The organism is Burkholderia seminalis DSM 23518 (assembly GCF_902832885.1).
Classification (GTDB): domain Bacteria; phylum Pseudomonadota; class Gammaproteobacteria; order Burkholderiales; family Burkholderiaceae; genus Burkholderia; species Burkholderia seminalis.
Map to the genome: position 1 here is coordinate 1 of NZ_CADFDK010000009.1, position 22,049 is coordinate 22,049.

17 protein-coding genes are annotated in these 22,049 nt (G+C 67.6%); 14 read left to right on the plus strand and 3 right to left on the minus strand.

Annotated features, from left to right (window positions below; genetic code table 11):
• The first annotated feature begins 81 nt into the window (after positions 1-81).
• The 6 genes from HWX00_RS24615 (at position 82) to HWX00_RS24640 (ending at position 9,794) form a co-directional block, all read left to right on the plus strand.
• Positions 82-1,023, plus strand: coding sequence for an alpha-E domain-containing protein (locus HWX00_RS24615; RefSeq protein ID WP_069245929.1), 942 nt, complete (start codon positions 82-84; stop codon positions 1,021-1,023).
• Between the two features lie 8 nt (positions 1,024-1,031).
• Positions 1,032-2,009: a transglutaminase family protein gene (locus HWX00_RS24620; RefSeq protein ID WP_175028972.1), complete on the plus strand. Its 978-nt coding sequence runs from the start codon at positions 1,032-1,034 to the stop codon at positions 2,007-2,009.
• Between the two features lie 93 nt (positions 2,010-2,102).
• A complete protein-coding gene (locus tag HWX00_RS24625; protein WP_034191644.1) occupies positions 2,103-5,516 on the plus strand; it encodes a transglutaminase family protein in 3,414 nt (1,137 codons plus the stop codon).
• Positions 5,517-5,715: 199 nt separating this feature from the next.
• Complete coding sequence (locus tag HWX00_RS24630) at positions 5,716-8,322, plus strand: circularly permuted type 2 ATP-grasp protein (protein ID WP_034191643.1); 2,607 nt, start codon at positions 5,716-5,718, stop codon at positions 8,320-8,322.
• The gene (locus tag HWX00_RS24635; protein ID WP_175028973.1) at positions 8,316-9,341 is read left to right on the plus strand and encodes a transglutaminase family protein; all 1,026 of its coding nucleotides are present in this window, start codon (positions 8,316-8,318) and stop codon (positions 9,339-9,341) included. Before HWX00_RS24630 ends, HWX00_RS24635 begins: the two co-directional genes overlap by 7 nt.
• Positions 9,342-9,521: 180 nt before the next feature.
• On the plus strand, positions 9,522-9,794 hold the full coding sequence (locus HWX00_RS24640) for a hypothetical protein (RefSeq protein ID WP_059556695.1): 273 nt from the start codon (positions 9,522-9,524) through the stop codon (positions 9,792-9,794).
• A gap of 67 nt (positions 9,795-9,861) precedes the next feature.
• Here the strand turns inward: HWX00_RS24640 and pip are convergent, their stop codons facing one another.
• On the minus strand, positions 9,862-10,794 hold the full coding sequence (gene pip / locus HWX00_RS24645; RefSeq protein ID WP_175028974.1) for a prolyl aminopeptidase: 933 nt from the start codon (positions 10,792-10,794) through the stop codon (positions 9,862-9,864).
• 324 nt (positions 10,795-11,118) lie between these two features.
• On the opposite strand from pip, the gene HWX00_RS24650 reads away from it, so the two are divergent.
• Positions 11,119-12,270: an acyltransferase family protein gene (locus HWX00_RS24650; protein ID WP_049032984.1), complete on the plus strand. Its 1,152-nt coding sequence runs from the start codon at positions 11,119-11,121 to the stop codon at positions 12,268-12,270.
• 22 nt (positions 12,271-12,292) lie between these two features.
• On the opposite strand, the gene HWX00_RS24655 is transcribed toward HWX00_RS24650, so the two are convergent.
• Together HWX00_RS24655 and HWX00_RS24660 are read right to left on the minus strand one after the other, a co-directional pair.
• Positions 12,293-13,111, minus strand: coding sequence for a PA3715 family protein (locus tag HWX00_RS24655; protein WP_034191639.1), 819 nt, complete (start codon positions 13,109-13,111; stop codon positions 12,293-12,295).
• Between the two features lie 143 nt (positions 13,112-13,254).
• Complete coding sequence (locus HWX00_RS24660) at positions 13,255-14,067, minus strand: DNA-binding transcriptional regulator (protein WP_175028975.1); 813 nt, start codon at positions 14,065-14,067, stop codon at positions 13,255-13,257.
• 163 nt (positions 14,068-14,230) lie between these two features.
• Between HWX00_RS24660 and HWX00_RS24665 the strand changes: the two genes are divergently transcribed.
• Genes HWX00_RS24665 through HWX00_RS24695 form a run of 7 tightly spaced genes read left to right on the plus strand, consistent with a single transcriptional unit; the run spans position 14,231 to position 22,023 of the window.
• A complete protein-coding gene (locus HWX00_RS24665) occupies positions 14,231-16,078 on the plus strand; it encodes a bifunctional 3-(3-hydroxy-phenyl)propionate/3-hydroxycinnamic acid hydroxylase (protein WP_175028976.1) in 1,848 nt (615 codons plus the stop codon).
• 1 nt (position 16,079) lies between these two features.
• Positions 16,080-17,033, plus strand: coding sequence for a 3-carboxyethylcatechol 2,3-dioxygenase (locus HWX00_RS24670; protein WP_175028977.1), 954 nt, complete (start codon positions 16,080-16,082; stop codon positions 17,031-17,033).
• A 4-nt stretch (positions 17,034-17,037) separates the two neighbouring features.
• Positions 17,038-17,826 (plus strand): 2-keto-4-pentenoate hydratase, encoded by a 789-nt coding sequence (mhpD, locus tag HWX00_RS24675; protein ID WP_059556408.1) that lies wholly within the window; start codon positions 17,038-17,040, stop codon positions 17,824-17,826.
• A gap of 17 nt (positions 17,827-17,843) precedes the next feature.
• The gene (locus HWX00_RS24680) at positions 17,844-18,791 is read left to right on the plus strand and encodes an acetaldehyde dehydrogenase (acetylating) (RefSeq protein WP_034191634.1); all 948 of its coding nucleotides are present in this window, start codon (positions 17,844-17,846) and stop codon (positions 18,789-18,791) included.
• 15 nt (positions 18,792-18,806) lie between these two features.
• Positions 18,807-19,829, plus strand: coding sequence for a 4-hydroxy-2-oxovalerate aldolase (dmpG, locus tag HWX00_RS24685; RefSeq protein WP_341773187.1), 1,023 nt, complete (start codon positions 18,807-18,809; stop codon positions 19,827-19,829).
• Positions 19,830-19,888: 59 nt separating this feature from the next.
• Positions 19,889-21,142, plus strand: a complete 1,254-nt coding sequence (mhpT, locus tag HWX00_RS24690) for a 3-(3-hydroxy-phenyl)propionate transporter MhpT (protein ID WP_034191632.1) — start codon at positions 19,889-19,891, stop codon at positions 21,140-21,142.
• Positions 21,143-21,156: 14 nt separating this feature from the next.
• Positions 21,157-22,023: an alpha/beta fold hydrolase gene (locus HWX00_RS24695; RefSeq protein WP_175028979.1), complete on the plus strand. Its 867-nt coding sequence runs from the start codon at positions 21,157-21,159 to the stop codon at positions 22,021-22,023.
• The last annotated feature ends 26 nt before the right edge of the window (positions 22,024-22,049 follow it).

Below are 22,049 nucleotides of genomic sequence, written 5' to 3' on the forward strand. Positions count from 1 at the left end.
GGGTGCTGGCCGACTGAGCCGGATGCGACCGCGCGCGCCGCAGCCGGCGCGCGAACCGAACGAAGACGGAGTGGACACGAGATGCTTCTGGGACGTACTGCAAGCGGGCTCTACTGGATGTACCGCTATATCGAGCGCGCGGAGAACATCGCGCGCATCGTCGATGCCGGGTTGCGGATGGCGCTCACGCGCACGTCCGACGCGCCGGCCGAATGGTCGTCGGTGCTCGTCAGCTCGGGCGCGGACGACGGCTACCGGGAGAAATACGACGCGTATGCGGCCGATACGGTGACCGACTACCTGCTGCGCGACCGCGACAACCCGTCGAGCGTGCTGTCGTGCATCGAGGCCGCGCGCTCGAACGCGCGGATGGTGCGCACGGCGCTCACGCGCGAGGCGTGGGAAAGCGTGAACGGCGCGTGGCTCGCGCTGCGCCGCGCGCTGGCGCAGCCGGTGCCGGAGAGCGAGCTGCCGGCCGTGCTCGACGAAGTGAAGCGCGAAACCGCGCTGATCCTCGGCAGCTTCTACAGCACGATGCTGCGCAACGAGATCTTCGATTTCGCGCAGATCGGCGCATTCATCGAGCGCGCGGACAACACCGCGCGGATCATCGACGTGAAGTACCACCTGCTGCTGCCGTCGGTGTCGCACGTCGGCACGATCCTCGACAACTACCAGTGGGAGACGATCCTGCGCTGCGTCGCCGCGCACCGTTCGTACCGCTGGGTGTACGACGTGCAGTACAAGCCGATGAACATCGCCGACTACCTTATCCTGAACGGCCGCATGCCGCGTTCGCTGCGTTATTGCTACGGGCGCGTCGTGTCGAGCCTGAACCTGCTTGCAAAGGATTACGGCGTGACACACCCGTGTCACGACACGGCCACGAAGATCCTGCAAATGCTGTCCGATACCTCGGTCGAGCGGATCTTCAAGAGCGGGCTGCACGAGTTCCTGACCGACTTCATCGGCCGCAACAACAGCCTTGGGCTCGAAATCGCCCAGGCTTACAACTTCGACTGAGACTTGCCATGCGACTCGCCATTCGACACATTTCGCGTTATCAGTTCGACGATCAAGCCACCCATGCGCTGCAACGGCTGCGGCTGCGCCCGCAGTCGGGCCCCGGGCAGACGGTGCGCGCGTGGCAGGTCACGATCGACGGCGTCGAGCCGTCGCTGTCTTACGCCGACGGGCTCGGCAACCGGATCGACCTCGTGCGTCACGACCGCGGCGCGAAGGCCGAGATCGTCGTCGTCGCGGCCGGCGTCGTCGAGACGCAGGACCGCGCGGGCATTCTCGGGAATCCGGAAGGCTATGCGCCGCCGTGGATCTTCGAGCGCGAGACCGCGCTCACGAAGGCGGGCAATACCGTGCGCGAACTCACGGAAGCGCTGCCGATCGAGCCGCACGGCCTCGACGCATTGCACTGGCTGATGACGGAAGTGCACGACCGCATCGCGTATGCGCCGAACCTGGCCGCCGACGTGCCTGTCGACGCGGAAACCGCGCTGCAAAGCGGCGAGGGCACGAGCCGCGACCATGCGCATGCGTTCATCGCGGCCGCGCGCGTGCTGAAGATTCCCGCGCGCTACATCTCGGGCTACGTGCTCGCCGACAGCGCGATGCAGCGCATCGCCGATGCGAAGCAGAACGCGGGCGACGTCGAGGAGGAGGAAGCGCTCGCGCTGCAGAGCGGCGAGGGCATGCAGCAGATGCTCGGCGCATCGCATGCCGCGCAATCGCAAGGGCTGCCGCAACCGGCGCTCGGCGCGCAGCCGCAGGCCGCCGCGCTGATGCAGCAGCCGGCCGGCCATGCATGGGCCGAGGCGTACGTGGAAGGGCTCGGCTGGGTCGGGTTCGATCCGTTCATGAACCGCTGCCCGGACGAGCGCTACGTGCGCATCGCGGTCGGCCTCGATTATCGCGACGCGCAGCCGGTGACGGGGCTCGGCGCGACGGCCGTCGGCGTCGAGATCAGCGTCGTGCAGTCGCCCGAGCTCGTCTGACCCCGCGCACGCTTTCGCCGAATCCGCCATGCCGGGCCGCCGCGTCGAGTGCGACGCGGCGCGCGCGGCCGGCCCAACCCGAACCGAGTTCCCATGTCCATCCACGTCGCGCTGCATCACACCACCCGCTATCGCTACGACCGGCTCGTCAACCTCGGCCCGCAGGTCGTGCGGCTGCGGCCCGCGCCGCATTGCCGGACGCCGATTCTTGCGTACTCGATGACGGTCGAGCCCGCGCAGCACTTCATCAACTGGCAGCAGGACCCGTTCTCGAACTATCTCGCGCGGCTCGTGTTTCCGGAGCGCACCGAGCACTTCGAGATCACGATCGATCTCGTCGCCGAGATGTCGGTGTACAACCCGTTCGACTTCTTCCTCGAAGCGAGCGCCGAGCAATACCCGTTCAGCTATGACGATGCGCTGAAGACCGAGCTCGCGCCGTATCTCGTGTGCGATCCGCAGACGAGCGCGTCGCCGTTGTTCCGTACGTATCTCGACGGCGTCGATCGCACGCCGGCCGGCACCGTGAACTTCCTCGTCGCGCTGAACCAGCAGCTTCAGCACGACATCGGCTATCTCGTGCGGATGGAGCCCGGCGTGCAGACGCCCGAGCAGACGCTCGAGCTCGCGTCCGGCTCGTGCCGCGACAGCGCGTGGCTGCTCGTGCAGCTGTGCCGTCATCTCGGCATCGCCGCGCGTTTCGTGTCGGGCTACCTGATCCAGCTCACGCCCGACGTGAAGTCGCTCGATGGCCCGAGCGGCACGTCGGTGGACTTCACCGACCTGCACGCGTGGTGCGAGGTGTACCTCCCGGGCGCCGGCTGGATCGGCTTCGACCCGACGTCGGGCCTGCTCGCGGGCGAAGGGCATATTCCGCTCGCCTGCACGCCGCAGCCGACGAGCGCCGCGCCGGTCGAAGGGCTGATCGACGAGTGCGAGGTGTCGTTCGAGCACGAGATGACCGTGACGCGCGTGTACGAATCGCCGCGCGTGACGAAACCGTATACGGAATCGCAGTGGGACGCCGTGCTGGCGCTCGGCACGCAGGTCGACGGCGCGCTGGCGGCCGGCGACGTGCGGCTCACGCAGGGCGGCGAGCCGACCTTCGTGTCGATCGACGATCGCGACGGCGCCGAGTGGAACACCGATGCGCTCGGCCCGACCAAGCGCGGCTACGCGACCGAACTCGTGCAGCGGCTGCGCGCCGAGTACGGCGACGGCGGTTTCCTGCATTTCGGGCAGGGCAAGTGGTATCCGGGCGAGCAGCTGCCGCGCTGGGCATTGTCGATCTTCTGGCGCGCGGACGGCCAGCCCGTGTGGCACGATCCGTCGCTGTTCGCCGACGAGCGCGAGCCGTCCGCGTACACGACCGACGACGCGAAGCGCTTCATCGATGCGCTCGCCGCGCGGCTGAACCTGACCGACGAATTCATCCAGCCCGGCTACGAGGATGTCTGGTACTACCTGTGGCGCGAGCGCCGGCTGCCCGTCAACGTCGATCCGTTCGACTCGCGACTCGACGACGAGCTCGAGCGCGCGCGGCTGCGCAAGGTGTTCGACCAGCAGCTCGACAGCGTGGTCGGCTACGTGCTGCCGGTCAAGCGCACGGACGATGCACCGGGTCTCGACGGGCCGCGCTGGCAGACGGGGCCGTGGTTCTTCCGCGACGAGCGGATGTATCTCGTGCCGGGCGATTCGCCGATGGGCTATCGACTGCCGCTCGATTCGCTGCCGTGGGCCTCGCGCGCCGACCATCCGTACCTGGTCGAACGCGATCCGTTCGCGCCGCGCAGCGCGCTGCCGGACGCCGCCGCGATCCGTGCGCGCTACGCGGGCCCGGCCGACGCGCCGCGCTACCTGTCCGGCGTGCATCGCGAAGCGCCTGCGCAGACGGTCATGCAGTGGCGTGACGACGGCACGGCCGCGGGCGGGCGCGCGTCAGCGCACGATCCGCAGCGCCGGCCCGAGCGCTTCGAATCGGCCGCGTGGATCACGCGCACCGCGCTGTGCGCCGAGGTGCGCAACGGCATCCTGTACCTGTTCATGCCGCCGCTCGCCGCGCTCGAGGATTATCTCGACCTGCTCGGCGCGATCGAGCTGACCGCGCACGCGCTCGGCGTGAAGCTCGTGCTCGAAGGCTATCCGCCGCCGCGCGATGCGCGGCTGAAGCTGCTGCAGGTGACGCCCGATCCCGGCGTGATCGAGGTGAACATCCATCCGGCCGCGAGCTTCGACGAACTCGTCGACCACACGGAATTCCTGTACGACGCCGCGTGGCAGTCGCGGCTGTGCAGCGAGAAATTCATGGTCGACGGCCGTCACGTCGGCACGGGCGGCGGCAACCACTTCGTGCTCGGCGGTGCGACGCCGGCCGACAGCCCGTTCCTGCGCCGCCCGGACCTGCTCGCGAGCCTGATCGCGTACTGGCACAACCATCCGTCGCTGTCGTACCTGTTCTCGGGGCTGTTCATCGGGCCGACGAGCCAGGCACCGCGCGTCGACGAGGCGCGCAACGACCAGCTGTACGAACTCGACATCGCGTTCGCCGAGATCCAGCGCAACAAGCTGCTGTTCGGGCAGGACATGCCGCCGTGGCTCGTCGACCGCGTGCTGCGCAACCTGCTGATCGACGTGACGGGCAACACGCACCGCAGCGAGTTCTGCATCGACAAGCTGTATTCGCCCGATTCGTCGACCGGCCGGCTCGGCCTGCTCGAGCTGCGTGCGTTCGAGATGCCGCCGCACGCACGGATGAGCATCGTGCAGCAACTGTTGCTGCGCGCCCTGGTCGCGCGTTTCTGGGCCGCGCCGTACACGACGCCGCTCACGCGCTGGGGCACCGCGCTGCACGACCGCTTCATGCTGCCCGAGTTTCTTCAGATGGATTTCGACGATGTGCTGGCCGAACTGCGCGAGGCCGGTTTTGCGTTCGATCCGGCGTGGTTCGCACCGCACTTCGAATTCCGCTTCCCGCTGTTCGGCCAGATCGCGGTGAACGGCATGCAGCTGTCGTTGCGCGGCGCACTGGAACCGTGGCACGTGATGGGCGAGGAGGGCGCGCCCGGCGGCACGGTCCGTTACGTCGATTCGTCGGTCGAACGGCTCGAGGTGCGCGTGACGGGGCTGAACGACAACCGGCACGTCGTGACCGTCAACGGCCGCGCGCTGCCGCTGCAGCCGACCGGCACCGTCGGCGAGTACGTCGCGGGCGTGCGCTACAAGGCGTGGTCGCCGCCGTCCGCGCTGCATCCGACCATCGGCGTGCATGCGCCGCTCACGTTCGACATCGTCGATACGTGGCTGCAGCGCTCGCTCGGCGGCTGTCGTTATCACGTCGCGCATCCGGGCGGGCGCAACTACGCGACGTTCCCGGTCAATGCATACGAAGCCGAGAGCCGCCGGCTCGCACGCTTCGTCGAGATGGGGCATACGCCGGGGCGGATGGATGTCGCGGCTGCCGCGCCGAGCCGCGAATTCCCGTTCACGCTCGACTTGCGGCGGCCGTGATCCAGTAACGACGGGGCGGACGACGATGCGCGGCTCGCGATCTCCCGGCGGCCTCGCCGGAATGCTAGGATGCGGGCAGATTGCGGCCGCGCGCCGTGGCTTGCCGCCCCGATGGCGGCGCGCGTGCGCGGCCGCACCCTGACGACGGAACGACATCGTGCCGCCCATTGATACCGACCATCTCGCCGCCCTCGACGCGATGCCCACGCTTTTCGATACCGGCGCGCAGCCGGACGCCGCCGAACTGGCCGCCGCGCTCGCGGCGCCGGCGGCCGCCGGCCGCTACGACGAACTGCGCGGCAGCGCGGCCGGCCTGATCGCGCCTGCGCTCGCGCCCGCGTGGCGCAGCTTCTTTACGTCGATCGGCAGCGACGGCGTGGCCGATCTCGATCGCCGCGCCGATGCGCTGCACCGGAGCATGCGCGAGAACGGCCTGTTCTACCAGCTGCACGAGCAGCGCGCCGGCGACGGCGCGGCCGGCCCGTGGTCGCTCGACCTGCTGCCGATGATCGTCACGCCCGACGACTGGGTCGCGATCGAGCGCGGCGTGCTGCAGCGCGTGCGGCTGCTCAACGCGACGCTGGCCGACCTGTACGGGCCGCAGACCATCCTGCAGCGCGGGCTGCTGCCGCCCGCGCTCGTCACCGGCCACCCCGGCTACCTGCGCGCGATGCGCGGCGCGCGCGTGCCGGGCGATACCTGGCTGCACGTCGTCGCGTTCGATCTCGCGCGCGGCCCGGACGGGCAGTGGCGGATCGTCGCGCAGCATACGCAGGGCGCGGCCGGGCTCGGCTACCTGCTCGAAAACCGCCTGATCGTGTCGCGGCTCTTTCCGCGCGGGTTTCGCGGGCTGCGCGTGCAGCGCCTCGCGTCCGCGTATCGCGCGCTGCTGCAGAGCATGCAGTCGCTCAGCCCGGCCCGCAAGAACTCGCGGATCGTGCTGCTGACGCCGGGGCCGCACAGCGCGACGTATTTCGAACATGCGTATCTCGCACGCTATCTCGGCCTCACGCTCGTCGAGGGCGGCGACCTGACCGCGCGCGACAACCGCGTCTTCCTGAAGACGCTGCGCGGGCTCGAACCGGTGCACGGCATCCTGCGGCGCGTCGACGACGCGTGGCTCGATCCGCTCGAACTGCGGCCCGATTCGATGCTCGGCGTGCCGGGGCTGCTGCAGGCCGTGCGCGCGGGCAACGTGCTGCTCGCGAACGCACCGGGCTCGGGCTTCCTCGAATCGCCGGCGATGCTCGGCTTCATGCCGCGCCTCGCCGAAGCGCTGCTCGGCGAAACGTTGACGCTGCCGGCCGTGCATTCGTGGTGGTGCGGCGAGGCGGCTGCCTGCGACGATGCGCTGCCGCAGCTTGCGCGCGGCATCGTGAAGGCCTCCTATCCACCCGAGGTGCAGGCCGGCGGCGCGTTCGAGCCGGTGATCGGCGCACGGCTCACGCAGGCGCAGCTGGCCGCATGGCGCGCCCGGATCCTCGCGCGGCCCGAACACTACACGGTGCAGGCCGACCTGCCGCTGTCGCAGGCGCCGACCTGGCCGCGGCCCGACACGCCCGAGGGCAACGGCAGCGCACGCATCGTGCCGAAGCCGCTGCTGCTGCGCGTGTTCGCGCTCGCCGACGGCGCGCAGCGCTGGCGGCTCCTGCCCGGCGGGCTGTCGCGGGTCGGCACGCGCGACACGCTGTTCAATGCGCCGATGCCGCACGGCGGCAGCACCGTCGATACCTGGGTGATGACCGAGGGCATCGTCGATTCGACGACGCTGCTGCAAACGCACCTCGGCCCCGACGACCTCGTCGAGCGACCGCGCGCGATCGCGAGCCGTGCGGCCGAGAACCTGTTCTGGCTCGGCCGTTACACCGAACGCGCGACCAACCTGATGCGCCTCGCGCGCGCCGCGCTCGAAAGGCTGCGCGGCGAAGACGACGTCGACAGCCCCGCGCATCTGGAACTGATCGATACGCTGTGCCGCGACACGGGCCTGATCGCGGCCGACGCACCGAATGCCGTCGACGCGCCGCGCGCGTTCCAGCATGCGCTTGCGACGTCGCTGACGCGCGGCGCCGATCGCACGTCGGGCATCGCGTCGTGCCTGTTCGGGATGCGCGGCGCCGCCGCCGCGATCCGCGAACGGCTGTCCAGCGATCAGTGGCGGTTGATCGACGACGCGACGCAACTGTTCGCGGACAGCGCCGGGCAGCCGGAGGCCGAGGAGCAGATCGGTAACGAGGCGCTGCAGCTGCTGGAGCGCCTCGGCCTGCTGCTCGGCGCGATCACCGGTGCGCAGACCGACAACATGACGCGCGACGACGGCTGGCGCCTGCTGTCGATCGGCCGGCAGATCGACCGGCTGGACTTCCTGTGCAGCGTGCTGAAGTTCGCCTTCGAGGAGGGTGTCGTGCACCGGCAGGACGGTTTCGAACTCGTGCTGGAGCTGTTCGACAGCACGATCACGTTCCGCTCGCGTTTCCAGCGCGGCTTCGACGTCGCGCCGCTGCTGTCGCTCGTCGTGCTCGACACCGACAATCCGCGTTCGCTCGGCTGGGTCGTGCAGGCGCTGCGCGGCCGGCTGACGAAGGTCGAGCGCAGCGAAGGCTATGCGCTGTCCGAGCTGGCCGAGACGATTCCGGACGTGCCCGCGTGGTCGCTGCACGAACTGTGCGAAACCGTTGACGGCGGCCGGCACGACAAGCTGCTCGATGCGCTCGATACGACCGTGAAGGCGGTCTGGGAACTGTCGAACCGCATCGGCGAACGCTACTTCAGCCACGTGCGCGAGGCGGGCAGGACGCTATGGTGACGACGAAAGGCGCGGTGAAGGCGCCGTCCGGTGCAGGCAAGACACGACCGGCAGCCGCGCCGGCCGCCATGGCGCCCGGCCGGTTGCTGCGTGTCACGCACGACACCGAATACCGTTACGCGGCGCGCGTCGAATCCGCGCAGCACCAGGCACGCCTGCAACCGCTCGTGACGCCGCGCCAGCAGGTGCTGTCGTTCTCGCTCGACATCGAGCCCGTGCCGGAATCGGTCTGCACGGAGATCGATGCGTTCGGCAACGCGCGCGCGTCGTTCGCACTGAACCAGCCGCACGACGCGCTGCTCGTGCGCAGCCGCAGCACGGTGCGCGTGACGCCGCCCGTGTGGTCGCTTGGCGCCCGCGGCGAGCCGCCGCCCGCGATCGCGCATCCCGACGCAAGGCAGGCGACCGAATGGGAAGCCGTGCGCGACCGCTTGCGGTTTCGTGCGGGGCAGCCTTACGACGCGGCGAGCGAATTCCTGTTCGTGTCGCCGCACGTCGCCTGCGATCCCGAGCTCGCCGCTTATGCGGCCGCGAGCTTCACGCCGCAACGGCCGCTCGTGCAGGCCGCCTGGGACCTGATGCGGCGCGTGCACGCCGATTTCGCCTATACACCGAACAGCACCGACATCACGACGTCGGCGCTCGATGCGCTGCGGTTGCGCAAGGGCGTCTGCCAGGATTTCGCGCACGTGATGATCGGCGCGCTGCGCTCGCTCGGGCTGGCCGCGCGTTACGTCAGCGGCTACCTGCTCACGCAGCCGCCGCCCGGGCAACCGCGGCTGATCGGTGCCGATGCGTCGCATGCGTGGGTCGAGGTGTACGACCCGGCATGGCCCGAGGACAACGGCTGGCTGCAGCTCGATCCGACCAACGACCGCTCGCCGGGCGACGACTACGTGATGCTGTCGGTCGGTCGCGACTATGCGGACGTCACGCCGCTGCGCGGCGTGATCCGCGGCGGCGGTGCGGATCAGGAGCTGAAGGTCGGCGTGACGGTCGAGCCGCTCGATGCGCCGTAACGCGGGCCTCCCGTGAGGGCGGTTTCCGGTTTAAGTCTTCGTTAATACTGCACGCCTAGCATGGTGATGCCGGTGGACGGCCCGGACTCCGGTCCGGCGCGCCGGCGGCACGCGCGGGTGCGTCGACGTCACGGCGCCGCGCCGTCGCGCGTCGCCATTTCCTTGCAACGGCGGCAGACCATGATCAAGCACTTCGACTACACGCTCGGCGGCGAGACGATCTCGCTCTGCGCGAGCTTCGGCGCGGGCCCGGCATTCCGCCGCGTGCTCGTGAGCCGCGCGGATTCGATGGAGACGCTGGTGGTGCTCGACGCGCGCGGCCTGTCGGGCCTGCTGAAGGTGGCGACCGAAGAACCGGAGGGGCTGCTCGACGACGCAATCCGCAAGGTCGGCGACGAGCAGCTTGTCGAGCGCGCGATCAGCGGCAGGACGATCGTCGAAGCCGCGCTTTGATCGCGGCGGCGCGTAGGCGTGCCGGCAGGCATCGCAGCACGCACTGCGATGCGTTGCACCCTATGGACTACGCGGCGAACCGGTCCGTCGCCGCGATCAACGCTTCGAGGATCCCCGGCTCGTTGTAGGCGTGCCCGGCGCCGGGCACGATCTCGAACGTCGCCTCCGGCCACGCCTTCGACAGTTCCCATGCGGTGCGTGCTGGCGTCGCGACGTCGTAGCGGCCCTGCACGATCACGCCCGGAATGCCGGCGAGGCGATGCGCGTCGCGCAGCAACTGACCTTCCTCGACGAAGCCCTCGTTCACGAAGTAGTGGTTTTCGATTCGCGCGAACGCGAGCGCGTAGTGGCCGTCCGCGAAGTGCGCGGCGAGCGCCGGGTCGGGCAGCAGCGTGATCGTGCGGCCTTCCCAGATGCTCCATGCGCGAGCCGCCTCGAGCTTCGCGGCTTCGTCGTCGCCGGTCAGCCGGCGATGGTAGGCGGCCATCAGGTCACCGCGCTCGGCTTCCGGAATCGGCGCAACGAAGTCCTCCCACAGATCCGGGAACAGCCACGACGCGCCTTCCTGGTAGTACCACAGCAGTTCCGCGCGCCGCATCGTGAAGATGCCGCGCACGATCAGCGCGCTCACGCGTTCGGGGTGCGTTTCCGCGTACGCGATCGCCAGCGCGCTGCCCCAGGAACCGCCGAACACGAGCCATTGCTCGGCGCCGACCATCTCGCGCAGGCGTTCGATATCGGCGACCAGATGCCACGTCGTGTTGTTCTCGAGGCTCGCATGCGGCGTCGAGCGCCCGCAGCCGCGCTGGTCGAACAGCAGGATGTCGTAGCGCTCGGGGTCGAACAGGCGGCGATGGTCGGGGCCGCAGCCGGCGCCGGGGCCGCCGTGCAGGAACACGGCGGGCTTGCCGGCCGGGTTGCCGCAGCGCTCCCAGTAGATGCGATGGCCGTCGCCGGTGTCGAGGTGGCCGTGGGCGTAGGGTTCGATCGGTGGGTACACAGGCAGGCTCCGGATGAGGGTCGACTGGAGGCGGACGAGTGCGGGCCGGTATCCGTGCGGGGGCGGTACTTCGGATGTTGCTGCGCCGCAAAAACGTTGCGTGGGCATCGGCCCGGTCGTCGCCGGGCAAGGCTTGTCATTATGCCCATTCGCCGCGCCGGGCGCCGGCTCGTTCGGACGTGTGCGGCCGCAGCTGGCGGCGCGGCGATTTTTGAAGCAATTTCATTCCGATATTTTTCATACAAAATCCCGGCGGCATATCGGCATGCCAGTCGGCGCGCCGGTCATCTCCTGTTTCTAACCCGTGCCAACGGAAACCAGCCGATGAACCATCGCGTCACGCAGTTGACCGGGTTGCGCGCCGTCGCGGTCGCGATGGTGGTGGTCGGACACGCCGAACATGTGCTGCCGGGCGGCTACACGGGCTGGTATGCGCCGTTGCGGCTGATTGCCGACGGCCGGCTCGGGGTCCTGATCTTCTTCGTCCTGAGCGGTTTCCTGATCACCAACGTGCTGCGCGCCGAGTTCGCGCGCACCGGCGGCATTGCGTTGACGTCGTTCTACGTGCGTCGCGCGCTGCGGATCTGGCCGGCCTGCTACGTCTATCTCGCGGCCGTTGCGGTCGTCGCGTTCGCCGGCTGGTTCGACGTCGATCGCCGGCAGTGGCTGTATGCGGCGCTGCATCTGTGGAATTACTCGGCGTGGTTCGGGCTGACCGGCGACAACGCGCTGCATCCGGACGGCGCCTGGTATCTCGGTCATTTCTGGTCGCTCGCGCTCGAAGAGCAGTTCTACTGGTTCTGGCCGCTGCTGTTCGGGTTCGGCATGCGCCGCGCCGGCACGCGCTGGCTGGCCGCGTTGATCCTGATCGTGCCGCTGGTGCGCGCCGTCACGTATTTCGTTGCGCCGGCGCTGCGCGGGCAACTCGGGATGATGCTTCACACCGGCGTCGATCCGATCCTGATCGGGTGTTATGCGTCGCTCAACCGGGAACGGCTCGAAGCGTGGATCGGCGCGTGGCGAGGCGAGGCGCGCATCGTGACGGCGATCGTCATCGTCGTGCTGCTCGGCATGCCGCTCGCCGAACACCGGCTCGGCGGCTTCTGGAACGCGACTTACGGCGTGACGCTCGAAGCCGCGTTGATCGCGATCGTGATCGTCGTGCTGAATTTCCGCGGCGAGTTCTGGTGCGCGCGCTGGCTGCGCGCGCGGCCGGTCGTGTTCATCGGCACGATCTCGTTCAGTCTGTATCTGTGGCAGCAGCCGTTCGCGAATCCCGATCTGCCGGTCGTGCATGCGTTTCCGCTCGGCATCGTGTGGGCGCTGCTGGCCGCGACGGCCAGCTACTTCCTCGTCGAGAAACCGTTCCTGCGGTTGAAGGATCGCTATACGGCACGCGAGGCGCGACGTGTGCGGGACGATGCGCTGCGGATGCCCGCGTCGGGCGACGGGATCGGGCCGAAGGTGGCGGAGTAGGCGGGCGCGGGCTGACGCGCCGTTACTTGAAGCGCTGCATCGCGGCGGGCGGATACCAGAAGTTTCGGAACATGTCGATGCCGTATGACTTGCCGTCGTAGCGGACGATCGTGCGTGCGGTGCGCTTGCCCGTCTCGGCGTATTCGTTGTCCTTGCGTTGGCTCTTCGTGATGCGTGCGGTGATCGACAGGTCTGCGAAGCCGTGGCTGGCGGTCTTTTCGACGGCGATCGTCATGTGGGCATCCTCGCTGATCGCGTCACCCATGCCGGCACCGCACGCCGCACCTTCGACGCTGACCCAGCCGTAGAGATTGGTGCCGAACACCGGGCGGATGCGGTTGCCTTCGCGCACCCACAGCGTCAATTCTTCGCTGGCGTCCGCATCCGGACAGCTCGGCCCGCGCGCGCTGCTCGTGAACACGACGCCAAATGCGCGGACCTCGGGCGACAGGCGGTACGGCGCCGTATCGATGCGATAGCTGTTCTCGCCGATCTCGGTCGCCGCATCCTCCTGAACCACCGACTTGTCGGCCGCGACGACCTTGTCGCCCTCGACGAGCGCGACGACCTGCAGCTTGTCGCTTTCGTCCGGATTCTTGCTTTTGGGCAGCGAATCGAACGCGACGGCCGCGATCGTCGTGCCCGGCGCGTTCGGCATGACCTTGCACGCGGACGCGACGACGAGCCGGTTCGCGTCGCGCGTCGCGATGCGTGCGCTCGCGATGCCGGCCCAACGGGCGACGGCCGTGACGGCAGCGTCGCTGCAAGGTTGGCTGTCGGCGGCGTGGGCGGTGGGTACGGCGGCGAGCGCCAGCAAGGGAACGAAGTGATGGATTCTCATGGTCTCGATGAAAAAACGGGTTCTTCCAAGCTCATTCGGGTGCGCGGGGTAGAGCGTCGATTGTCAGCCATGCTCGGCCGCCCGTCGCGGTCGGCACATCGTCATTCGCGCGTCCGTTCATGCCATTCAGCCTGTCTGGGAGACTACGTTGATGCGCGGGAACGAGCCGCGGGTTGCCGCCGCAATGCTTCGGCAATATCCGCTGCTGCTTTTTGCAGCTCGGGCACATAGCGGCGAGTGGCATCCTCGAGACTGACGGCGCGTGACAGGAAGGCGACATTGAGACTAGCGATCACGCGTTCGTCCGCGCTGATCGCGACCGCCACCGCACCGATTTTCGCCTGCGCGGTCCAGTCGCCGTGATTCGATCCGAAACCGTCCTCGCGCACCCGTCGGATCAGCTTGCGCACGAGCGCATCGTTTTTCGCGAACGCCTGTTGCTCTTCACCGCCGGCACCGGAGCGCAACAGTTCCAGAATATCCTCGCGCTCCTCGTCGGGGCACATCGCGAAGTAGGCACGGCCAGCCGCAGTCAGCAAGATAGGCAAACGCCGCCCGACCATCGAGCGATGAAACGACAGCCGGCTGAAGCGATGTGTCGTCTCGCGGATGATCATTGCGTCGCCGTCGGGTGTGGTCAGATCGGATGGCCACGCGACGCGCTGCAGGAGCTGCCCCATGATCGGCGGCGCCACGGTGGCGATGCGCTCGGTATCGGTGAAGCCCTCGCTCAAGGAACGTACGGCGAGCGTCAGGCGGAAACTGTCGTCCGACGTGCTGCGGCGCACGAATCCTTCGTCCATCAAGGTTTCGAGCAGGCGGCGCACCGTGGTGCGATGCAGGCCGGTCAGATCGGCGATCTGCTGGCTCGTTGCACGCCCGTCTTCCATCGCATTCAGCGTCCGCAGCACCTGGAGGCCGCGCGCCAGTCCGCGCACGTTCGTGTAGGTTGTCACGTAAAAATCCCATTGGAATCAATCATGTGCATTCTATGCACATTCCGGAGATTTTGTTGAGGGTGTTTTCCGCCCTCCATAAACTGCGTGCATAAGTTGAACGATCGAGCGCCAGGCGCTTCGTCGGTTCAGCACATCGGACAAGCCCAGTCAGGAGACAAGCATGCGCCCCGCCTTTGAACCGGTGGCCGGCAACGGCCGCGCTCATCCTCACGAAACGACACATCGTTCGATCGACGCCGATGTCGCCATCATCGGCGCGGGCCCGGTCGGCCTGATGATCGCGAACCTGCTCGGCCTGCAGGGCGTGCGCGTCGTCCTCATCGAGAAGCTCGCGCAGATCATCGACTATCCGCGGGCGATCGGCCTCGACGACGAAGCGCTGCGCGTATTCCAGTCGGTCGGCCTGGTCGACGAACTGCTTCCGCACACCACGCCGAATCACTGGATGCGCTTCACGCTGAAAGGGAAGTGCTTCGCGTCGATCGAGCCGCGCACCGACGAGTTCGGCTGGCCGCGCCGCAATGCGTTCATCCAGCCGCTCGCCGATCGGATTCTGTACGGCGGTCTCGAGCGTTTCGGGAATGTGTCGACGCTGCTTGGCCACGGCGTCGACAGCTTCGCGCAGGACGAGTGCGGTGTGACCATAGAGGCGACAGACGCGCACGGTGCAAAGACGACGATCCGCGCCGCATACATGGTCGGCGCGGACGGCGGCAACAGTTTCGTGCGTCGCACGCTCGACGTGCCGTTCGAAGGCCGCACGAAGCCGAATCAATGGATCGTGATCGACGTGCGCAACGACCCGATCGGCTCTCCGCATGTCTATCTGCATTGCGACGCGCGGCGTCCGTACGTGTCGGCGGCGCTGCCGCACGGGATCCGGCGCTTCGAATTCATGGTGATGCCGGGCGAGACGGAGGAGGAACTGTCGAAGCCGGAGAACATGGCGGCGTTGGTGCGCGGGGTGGTCGACGATCCCGACAAGGTCGACTACATCCGCCAGCGGGTCTATACGCACAACGCGCGGCTCGCGAGCACGTTCCGCGTCAAGCGCATCCTGCTCGCGGGAGACGCCGCGCACATCATGCCGGTGTGGCAGGGGCAGGGCTACAACAGCGGCATTCGCGACGCGAGCAATCTCGGCTGGAAGCTGGCGATGGTCGTGAAAGGCACCGCGCGCGACACGCTGCTCGATACCTACACGATGGAGCGGCGCGCCCATGCACGCTCGATGATCCACCTCTCGGAAGTCGCGGGCGATATCTTCGCGCCGACGAGCTTCGTCGGATCGAAAGTGCGTGACGCGTTCGTGCGCTGCTTCGATGTGCTGCCCGCCATGCAGCGCTATTTCGTCGAGATGCGCTTCAAGCCGATGCCGCGCTATGAAGAAGGTGTCGTGCTGCTGGCGCGCCGCGCGCGGTCCGAAGGGCTGCTCGCGCGCATGATCGCGAAGCGCGGACACGGCGCGTTCGGGCGGCTGGTCGGTCTGATGAGCGAGAAACGTGAATCGCTGATCGGGCGGATGGTGCATGGCCGCGATGCGGAGGCTGGCACCCCCGTGGGCCGCATGTTCATCCAGCCGCGCGTGCGTCGCGTGGATGGCAGCATCGTCCGGCTCGACGATGCGATCGGCAACCGCTTCGCGATCGTGGGATGGGGCTCGGACCCGACGTTCGGCCTGACGCCCGAGGCGCGCCGCATCTGGACCGCGCTTGGGGGGTGTTTCGTGATCGCCAAGCCCGACCCGCAGCTCGCGTTCCACGATGACGTGCCCGAAGACGTGATCGCCATTGGCGATGTCGATTCGCGCCTGCGCGACTGGTTCGCGCGCGTGCCGGAATCGGTCGTGCTGTTGCGGCCCGACCGCTTCGTGGCCGGCATGTGCTCGCCGCAAAGCGTATCGGGTTGCGTGTCGCAGCTTGCGCAAAGGCTGTCGCTTGCCGTGACGACGGGCGCGACGATCAACGACGCGACGTTCCCGCATGCCGCCGATCTGGTAGGGGCCTGAAATGCCGATCCATCTCGAATGCATGTCGCACTCGCCGCTGCACGGCTACTTCGATCCGGCGCCGGCGGTCGTCGCGGAAGTCGAGCAGGTGCAGCGCGCGGCGCGCGAGCGGGTCGACGCGTTCGATCCGGAGTTGGTGATCGTGTTCGCGCCTGACCACTACAACGGATTTTTCTACGACGTGATGCCGCAGTTCTGCATCGGCGTGAGCGCGACGGCCATCGGCGATTTCGGCAGCGCGGCCGGCCCGTTGCCCGTCGACCGCGATGTGGCGCTCGCGCTTGCCGATGCGACGCTCGCGAGCGATATCGACGTCGCCGTGTCGTATCGCATGCAGGTCGATCACGGCTGCGCGCAGGCACTCGAGGTACTCACGGGCGGCATCGACCGCTATCCCGTGGTGCCCGTTTTCATCAACTCGGTCGCGCCGCCGATGGCGTCGTGCCGCCGCGCGCGACTGCTCGGCGATGCGATCGGCCGTACCGTCGCGCGCATGAACCGGCGCGTGTTGCTGATCGGCTCGGGCGGCATTTCGCATGAGCCGCCGGTGCCGGAAATCGCGGGCGCGGACGATATCGTCGCGGAACGGCTGATCGCTGGGCGCAACCCGTCACCGGCGTCGCGCGATGCGCGGCAATCCCGTACCGTCGCGGCGGCCAAGGCATTCGCAGCGGGCGACAGCCGCCTGCATCCGCTCAATCCCGCATGGGACCACATGTTTCTCGAATGGCTCGAACGCGGTGAACTCACCGCAGCCGATGGCCTCACGAACGAAGCGATCACGCGCGATGCAGGCAAGTCCGCGCACGAGATTCGCACGTGGGTCGCCGCATTCGGTGCACTTGCGGCGAGCGGTCCTTACGCGGCTTCGATCGATTACTACCGCGCGATTCCGGAATGGATCGCCGGCTTCGGCGCGATGCACGCGCGAGAACAGGCCCTTTCCAGGAGATAGAACCATGTCGGATGACAACAGCATGCTTTCGATGGCCGCGCGCCTGCGTGAAGCGCAGGCCTCGCGCCGGACGATCGCGCCGCTGCGCGAGACGTGTCCCGAAGGCGACGCGACACTCGCCTACGCGATCCAGCAGATCAACAACGACTTGCGCACGGCGAACGGCGAGCGCGTCGTCGGCAGGAAGATCGGCCTGACTTCGCCCGCGGTGCAGAAGCAGCTTGGCGTCGATCAGCCCGACTTCGGCGCGTTGTTCGCGTCGATGGCGTACGGCGACAGCCAGCCGATGCCGCTCGCCTCGTTGATTCAGCCGAAGGTCGAAGCGGAGATCGCGCTCGTGCTCGAACGCGACCTGACCGCCGAAAAACACACCTACGCGGATCTGATTTCAGCGACCGCGTATGCGGTGGCCGCGATCGAGGTGGTCGACAGTCGCATCCGCGACTGGGACATCCGGTTTTTCGACACTGTCGCGGACAACGCGTCGAGCGCGCTGTTCGTGCTCGGCAGCCGCCCGGTCCTGCTGCGCGATATCGAGCTGACCGCTTGTGCAATGACGCTCACGCAGGACGGCGAAGTCCTGTCACGCGGCAATGGCGGCGCGTGCCTCGGCAATCCGCTGAATGCGGCGGCGTGGCTCGCGGACCGGATGGTTCGACTCGGCACGCCGCTGCGCGCGGGCGACATCGTGCTGACGGGCGCGCTTGGCCCGATGGTCGCGGTGAAGGCGGCCGGCACTTATACGGCGCATATCGAAGGGCTCGGCAGTGTGCGCGCCAGTTTCAGCGAATGACGGACGGAGACATTCCCATGGCAACAGAGAACACCAGGTGCAAAGCCGCGATCATCGGATCCGGCAACATCGGCACCGACCTGATGATCAAGATCATGCGCCGCAGCAGGCATCTCGAAGTCGCGGCGATGGTCGGCATCGATCCTGCCTCGGACGGCCTCGCGCGCGCCGCAAGGCTCGGGGTGGCGACGACGCATGAAGGCGTGGAAGGGCTGGCGCGCCTGCCCGTGTTCGACGAGATCGACTTCGTGTTCGATGCGACGTCGGCCGGCGCGCATGTGAAGAACGACGCGTTCCTGCGCGCGCTCAAGCCCGGCATTCGCGTGATCGACCTGACGCCCGCCGCCATCGGCCCGTACTGCGTACCGGTGGTGAACCTCGACGCGCATCTCGATGCGCCGAACGTGAACATGGTCACGTGCGGCGGACAGGCGACGATTCCAATGGTCGCCGCCGTGTCGCGGGTCGCAAGGGTGCATTACGCGGAGATCGTCGCATCGATCAGCAGCAAGTCGGCAGGACCCGGCACGCGCGCCAACATCGACGAGTTCACGGAGACGACGTCGAAGGCGATCGAAGCGGTCGGCCGCGCCGGCAAGGGCAAGGCGATCATCGTGCTCAACCCGGCCGAGCCTCCGCTGATGATGCGCGACACGGTCTATGTGCTGTCCGAGGCGGCAGACCGGGCGCTGATCGAAACGTCGGTTGGCGAGATGGCCGCTGCCATCCAGTCCTATGTGCCCGGCTATCGCCTGAAGCAGTCCGTGCAGTTCGACGACATCCCCTCCGACGCGCCGTTGCATATTCCCGGACTCGGCCATTTCAGCGGACTGAAGACCTCGATCTTCATCGAAGTGGAAGGCGCGGCCCATTATCTGCCGGCCTACGCGGGCAATCTCGACATCATGACTTCCGCCGCGCTGGCAACGGCCGAACGCATGGCCGCGTCGGTTGTGAACGCCTGAAGCAGGGAGCACCCGATCATGGACAAGAAACTCTATATCTCCGACGTGACGCTGCGCGACGGCATGCACGCGATCCGTCATCAGTATTCGATTCGGAACGTGCAGGACATTGCCCGCGCGCTGGACGAGGCGAAGGTCGACAGCATCGAGGTCGCACACGGTGACGGCCTGCAGGGTTCGAGCTTCAACTATGGCTTCGGCGCGCACAGTGATCTGGAATGGATCGAGGTGGTGGCCGATGTGGTCAAGCACGCGAAAATCGCGACACTGCTGCTGCCCGGCATCGGCACGATCCACGACCTGAAGGCCGCGTACGACGCGGGCGCGCGTGTCGTCCGTGTCGCGACCCATTGCACGGAAGCGGACATTTCGAAGCAGCACATCGAGTATGCGCGCAGCCTCGGCATGGACACCGTCGGCTTTCTGATGATGAGCCACATGACCACGCCTGACCACCTCGCGATTGAGGCGAGGAAGATGGAAAGCTATGGCGCGACCTGCGTGTACGTGGTCGATTCGGGCGGCGCGATGAACATGCACGACATTCGTGCGCGCTTCAAGGCGCTCAAGGCCGTGCTTCGCCCCGAGACCCACACGGGCATGCATGCCCATCACAACCTGAGCCTCGGCGTGGCCAACTCGATCGTTGCGGTCGAGGAGGGCTGCGACCGCATCGATGCGAGTCTGGCGGGCATGGGGGCGGGTGCGGGCAATGCCCCGCTCGAAGTGTTCGTCGCGGCGGCCGAGCGCCTTGGCTGGCATCACGGCACCGATCTATATCGCCTGCTCGACGCGGCCGACGATCTCGTGCGCCCGTTGCAGGACCGGCCGGTGCGCGTGGACCGCGAAACGCTCGCGCTCGGCTATGCGGGCGTGTATTCGAGCTTCCTGCGGCATGCCGAAATCGCGGCGAAGAAGTACGGCCTGAAAGCGGTCGACATTCTCGTCGAACTGGGCAAGCGACGCATGGTGGGCGGTCAGGAAGACATGATCGTCGACGTTGCGCTCGATCTGAAGAAGCGCGAAGCCAGCGCCTGAACCACACGCGTATGCCAGGCGCCGTGAAGAGCGCCGCATCGTTCAACCTGGAGACATCAATGAAAACGTCAACGGCTTCTCCCCCGCGTGCCGGCGGCGCCATCACCATCGGGCTGTGCCTCGCGGTTGCCCTCCTCGAGGGTCTCGACCTGCAATCCACCGGCGTCGCCGCGCCGCGCATGGCACACGAGTTCCATCTCGCCGTCGCGCAGCTCGGCTGGGCATTCGGCATCGGCGCGCTCGGCCTGTTGCCGGGTGCGGCGATTGGCGGCAGGCTCGCGGATCGCATTGGCCGCAAGCGCGTGCTGATGATGTCGGTCGCGCTGTTCGGGATATTTTCGATTGCAACGACTCAGGTGTGGGATCTGCAGAGCCTGCTCATCGCGCGTTTTCTCACGGGCCTCGGCCTGGGCGCCGCGATGCCGAACCTGATCGCGCTGTGCGCGGAAGCGGCGGCGCCCGGGCGACGCAGCACGGCGGTCGGTGCGATGTACTGCGGCATGCCGTTCGGTGCGGCGCTCGCGGCAGTGATCGGCATCGTCAGCCCGGGCGCCGAGGGCTGGCGGCACATCTTCTATGTCGGCGGGATCGGGCCGCTGCTGACCTTGCCGCTGCTGGCGATTTTCCTGAAGGAGTCGACGTACTTCGTCGCGGCAAGCCGGGGCGCGACCCGCGAGTCGAAGGACGGCATCGTGCGCGCGCTCTTCAGTGACGGGCGCGCGGCGACGACCCTCTCGCTGTGGATCAGCTATCTGGGGACGCTGATCGTGCTGTACTTCCTGATGAACTGGCTGCCATCGATGGTGCTCTCGCGCGGCCTCACGCCGGTACAGGCGAGCATCGTGCAGATGATGTTCAACATCGGCGGTGGCGTCGGCGCAATCGTGATCGCGGGGTTGATGGATCGCATTGGCAAGCGGCCGGTCGTGGTCGGCATGTACACGGGCATCGCGACTGCGTTACTGGCGCTCGCCAGCGCGACGGGCAGCGTGTCGATGGCATGGGGCGGCCTGCTGGCGGGGCTGTTTCTCGTCGGCACGCAGTCGGTGCTGTATGCGCTCGCCGGTGCAACGTATCCGACGCGCGTGCGCGGCACGGGTGTCGGCGCGGCGGTGGCCGTTGGCCGGGTGGGATCGATGGTCGGCCCGCTGATCGCCGGGCAACTGCTGGCGTTAGGCCAGAGCGCGTCGATGCTCGTGATCTCGAGCATTCCGCTCATCGTGATCGCGGCGCTCGGTGCGCTCACCGTGGTCGCGAAATCTCCGCGCGAGTCGACCAACGGCTCGCACACCCTTGGAACCGAATCGATCTGACGAAGGACATCGACATGACTGACACCGTGATTCATACCGAAGCCGCGACCAGCAAGTACATGAACGTGATGGAAGGCGGCAGGGAACTGCGTGTGCACTACAACGACACCGGCGCGGGCGGGCAAGCGCTCGTTCTGCTGCACGGCTCCGGTCCGGGCGCGAGCGGCTGGGCGAACTTCCATCGCAATGTGGACGCGTTCGCGAATGCGGGTTATCGCGTGATCCTCGTCGACTGTCCCGGCTGGGGCAAGAGCGACTCGATCGTCTGTACCGGCTCTCGCTCCGACCTCAACGCGCGCGTGCTGAAGGGCGTGCTGGATGCGCTCGGCGTCGAGCGCGCGCATCTCGTCGGCAACTCGATGGGCGGGCATAGCGCGGTGGCCTTCGCGCTGTCGTATCCCGAGTGCGTCGGCAAGCTGGTGCTGATGGGCGGCGGCACGGGCGGTCCGAGCCAGTTTGTGCCGATGCCGACCGAAGGCATCAAGCTGCTGCAAGGGTTGTATCGCGCCCCGACGCTCGAGAACCTGAAGAAGATGCTCAATGTGTTCGTCTACGACGCGAGCACGATGACCGAAGAGCTGATGCAGACGCGGCTCGATAATATGCTCGCGCGGCGCGATCATCTCGAGAATTTCGTGAAGAGTCTGGCGGCCAATCCGAAGCAGTTTCCGGACTACGGTCACCGACTGAACGAGATTCAGGCGCCGGCGCTCGTGATCTGGGGACGCGATGACCGTTTCGTGCCCATGGATGTCGGGCTGCGGCTCGTTTGGGGGATGCCGAACGCCGATCTGACCGTGTTCGGGCGCTGCGGGCACTGGGCGCAATGGGAGCACGCGGAGCGATTCAACCGGATGGTGCTGGAGTTCCTGCACCAATGACAAAGGGTTGCATCGGTGCTGGCCGT

What these genes read in the sequence shown, in the direction of transcription:
- HWX00_RS24615 (WP_069245929.1), top strand. Translation starts at nt 82, where the DNA reads ATGCTTCTGGGACGTACTGCAAGCGGGCTCTACTGGATGTACCGCTAT.
- HWX00_RS24620 (WP_175028972.1), top strand. Translation starts at nt 1,032, where the DNA reads ATGCGACTCGCCATTCGACACATTTCGCGTTATCAGTTCGACGATCAA.
- HWX00_RS24625 (WP_034191644.1), top strand. Translation starts at nt 2,103, where the DNA reads ATGTCCATCCACGTCGCGCTGCATCACACCACCCGCTATCGCTACGAC.
- HWX00_RS24630 (WP_034191643.1), top strand. Translation starts at nt 5,716, where the DNA reads ATGCCCACGCTTTTCGATACCGGCGCGCAGCCGGACGCCGCCGAACTG.
- HWX00_RS24635 (WP_175028973.1), top strand. Translation starts at nt 8,316, where the DNA reads ATGGTGACGACGAAAGGCGCGGTGAAGGCGCCGTCCGGTGCAGGCAAG.
- HWX00_RS24640 (WP_059556695.1), top strand. Translation starts at nt 9,522, where the DNA reads ATGATCAAGCACTTCGACTACACGCTCGGCGGCGAGACGATCTCGCTC.
- HWX00_RS24650 (WP_049032984.1), top strand. Translation starts at nt 11,119, where the DNA reads ATGAACCATCGCGTCACGCAGTTGACCGGGTTGCGCGCCGTCGCGGTC.
- HWX00_RS24655 (WP_034191639.1), bottom strand. Translation starts at nt 13,111, where the DNA reads ATGAGAATCCATCACTTCGTTCCCTTGCTGGCGCTCGCCGCCGTACCC.
- HWX00_RS24665 (WP_175028976.1), top strand. Translation starts at nt 14,231, where the DNA reads ATGCGCCCCGCCTTTGAACCGGTGGCCGGCAACGGCCGCGCTCATCCT.
- HWX00_RS24670 (WP_175028977.1), top strand. Translation starts at nt 16,080, where the DNA reads ATGCCGATCCATCTCGAATGCATGTCGCACTCGCCGCTGCACGGCTAC.
- mhpD (WP_059556408.1), top strand. Translation starts at nt 17,038, where the DNA reads ATGTCGGATGACAACAGCATGCTTTCGATGGCCGCGCGCCTGCGTGAA.
- HWX00_RS24680 (WP_034191634.1), top strand. Translation starts at nt 17,844, where the DNA reads ATGGCAACAGAGAACACCAGGTGCAAAGCCGCGATCATCGGATCCGGC.
- mhpT (WP_034191632.1), top strand. Translation starts at nt 19,889, where the DNA reads ATGAAAACGTCAACGGCTTCTCCCCCGCGTGCCGGCGGCGCCATCACC.
- HWX00_RS24695 (WP_175028979.1), top strand. Translation starts at nt 21,157, where the DNA reads ATGACTGACACCGTGATTCATACCGAAGCCGCGACCAGCAAGTACATG.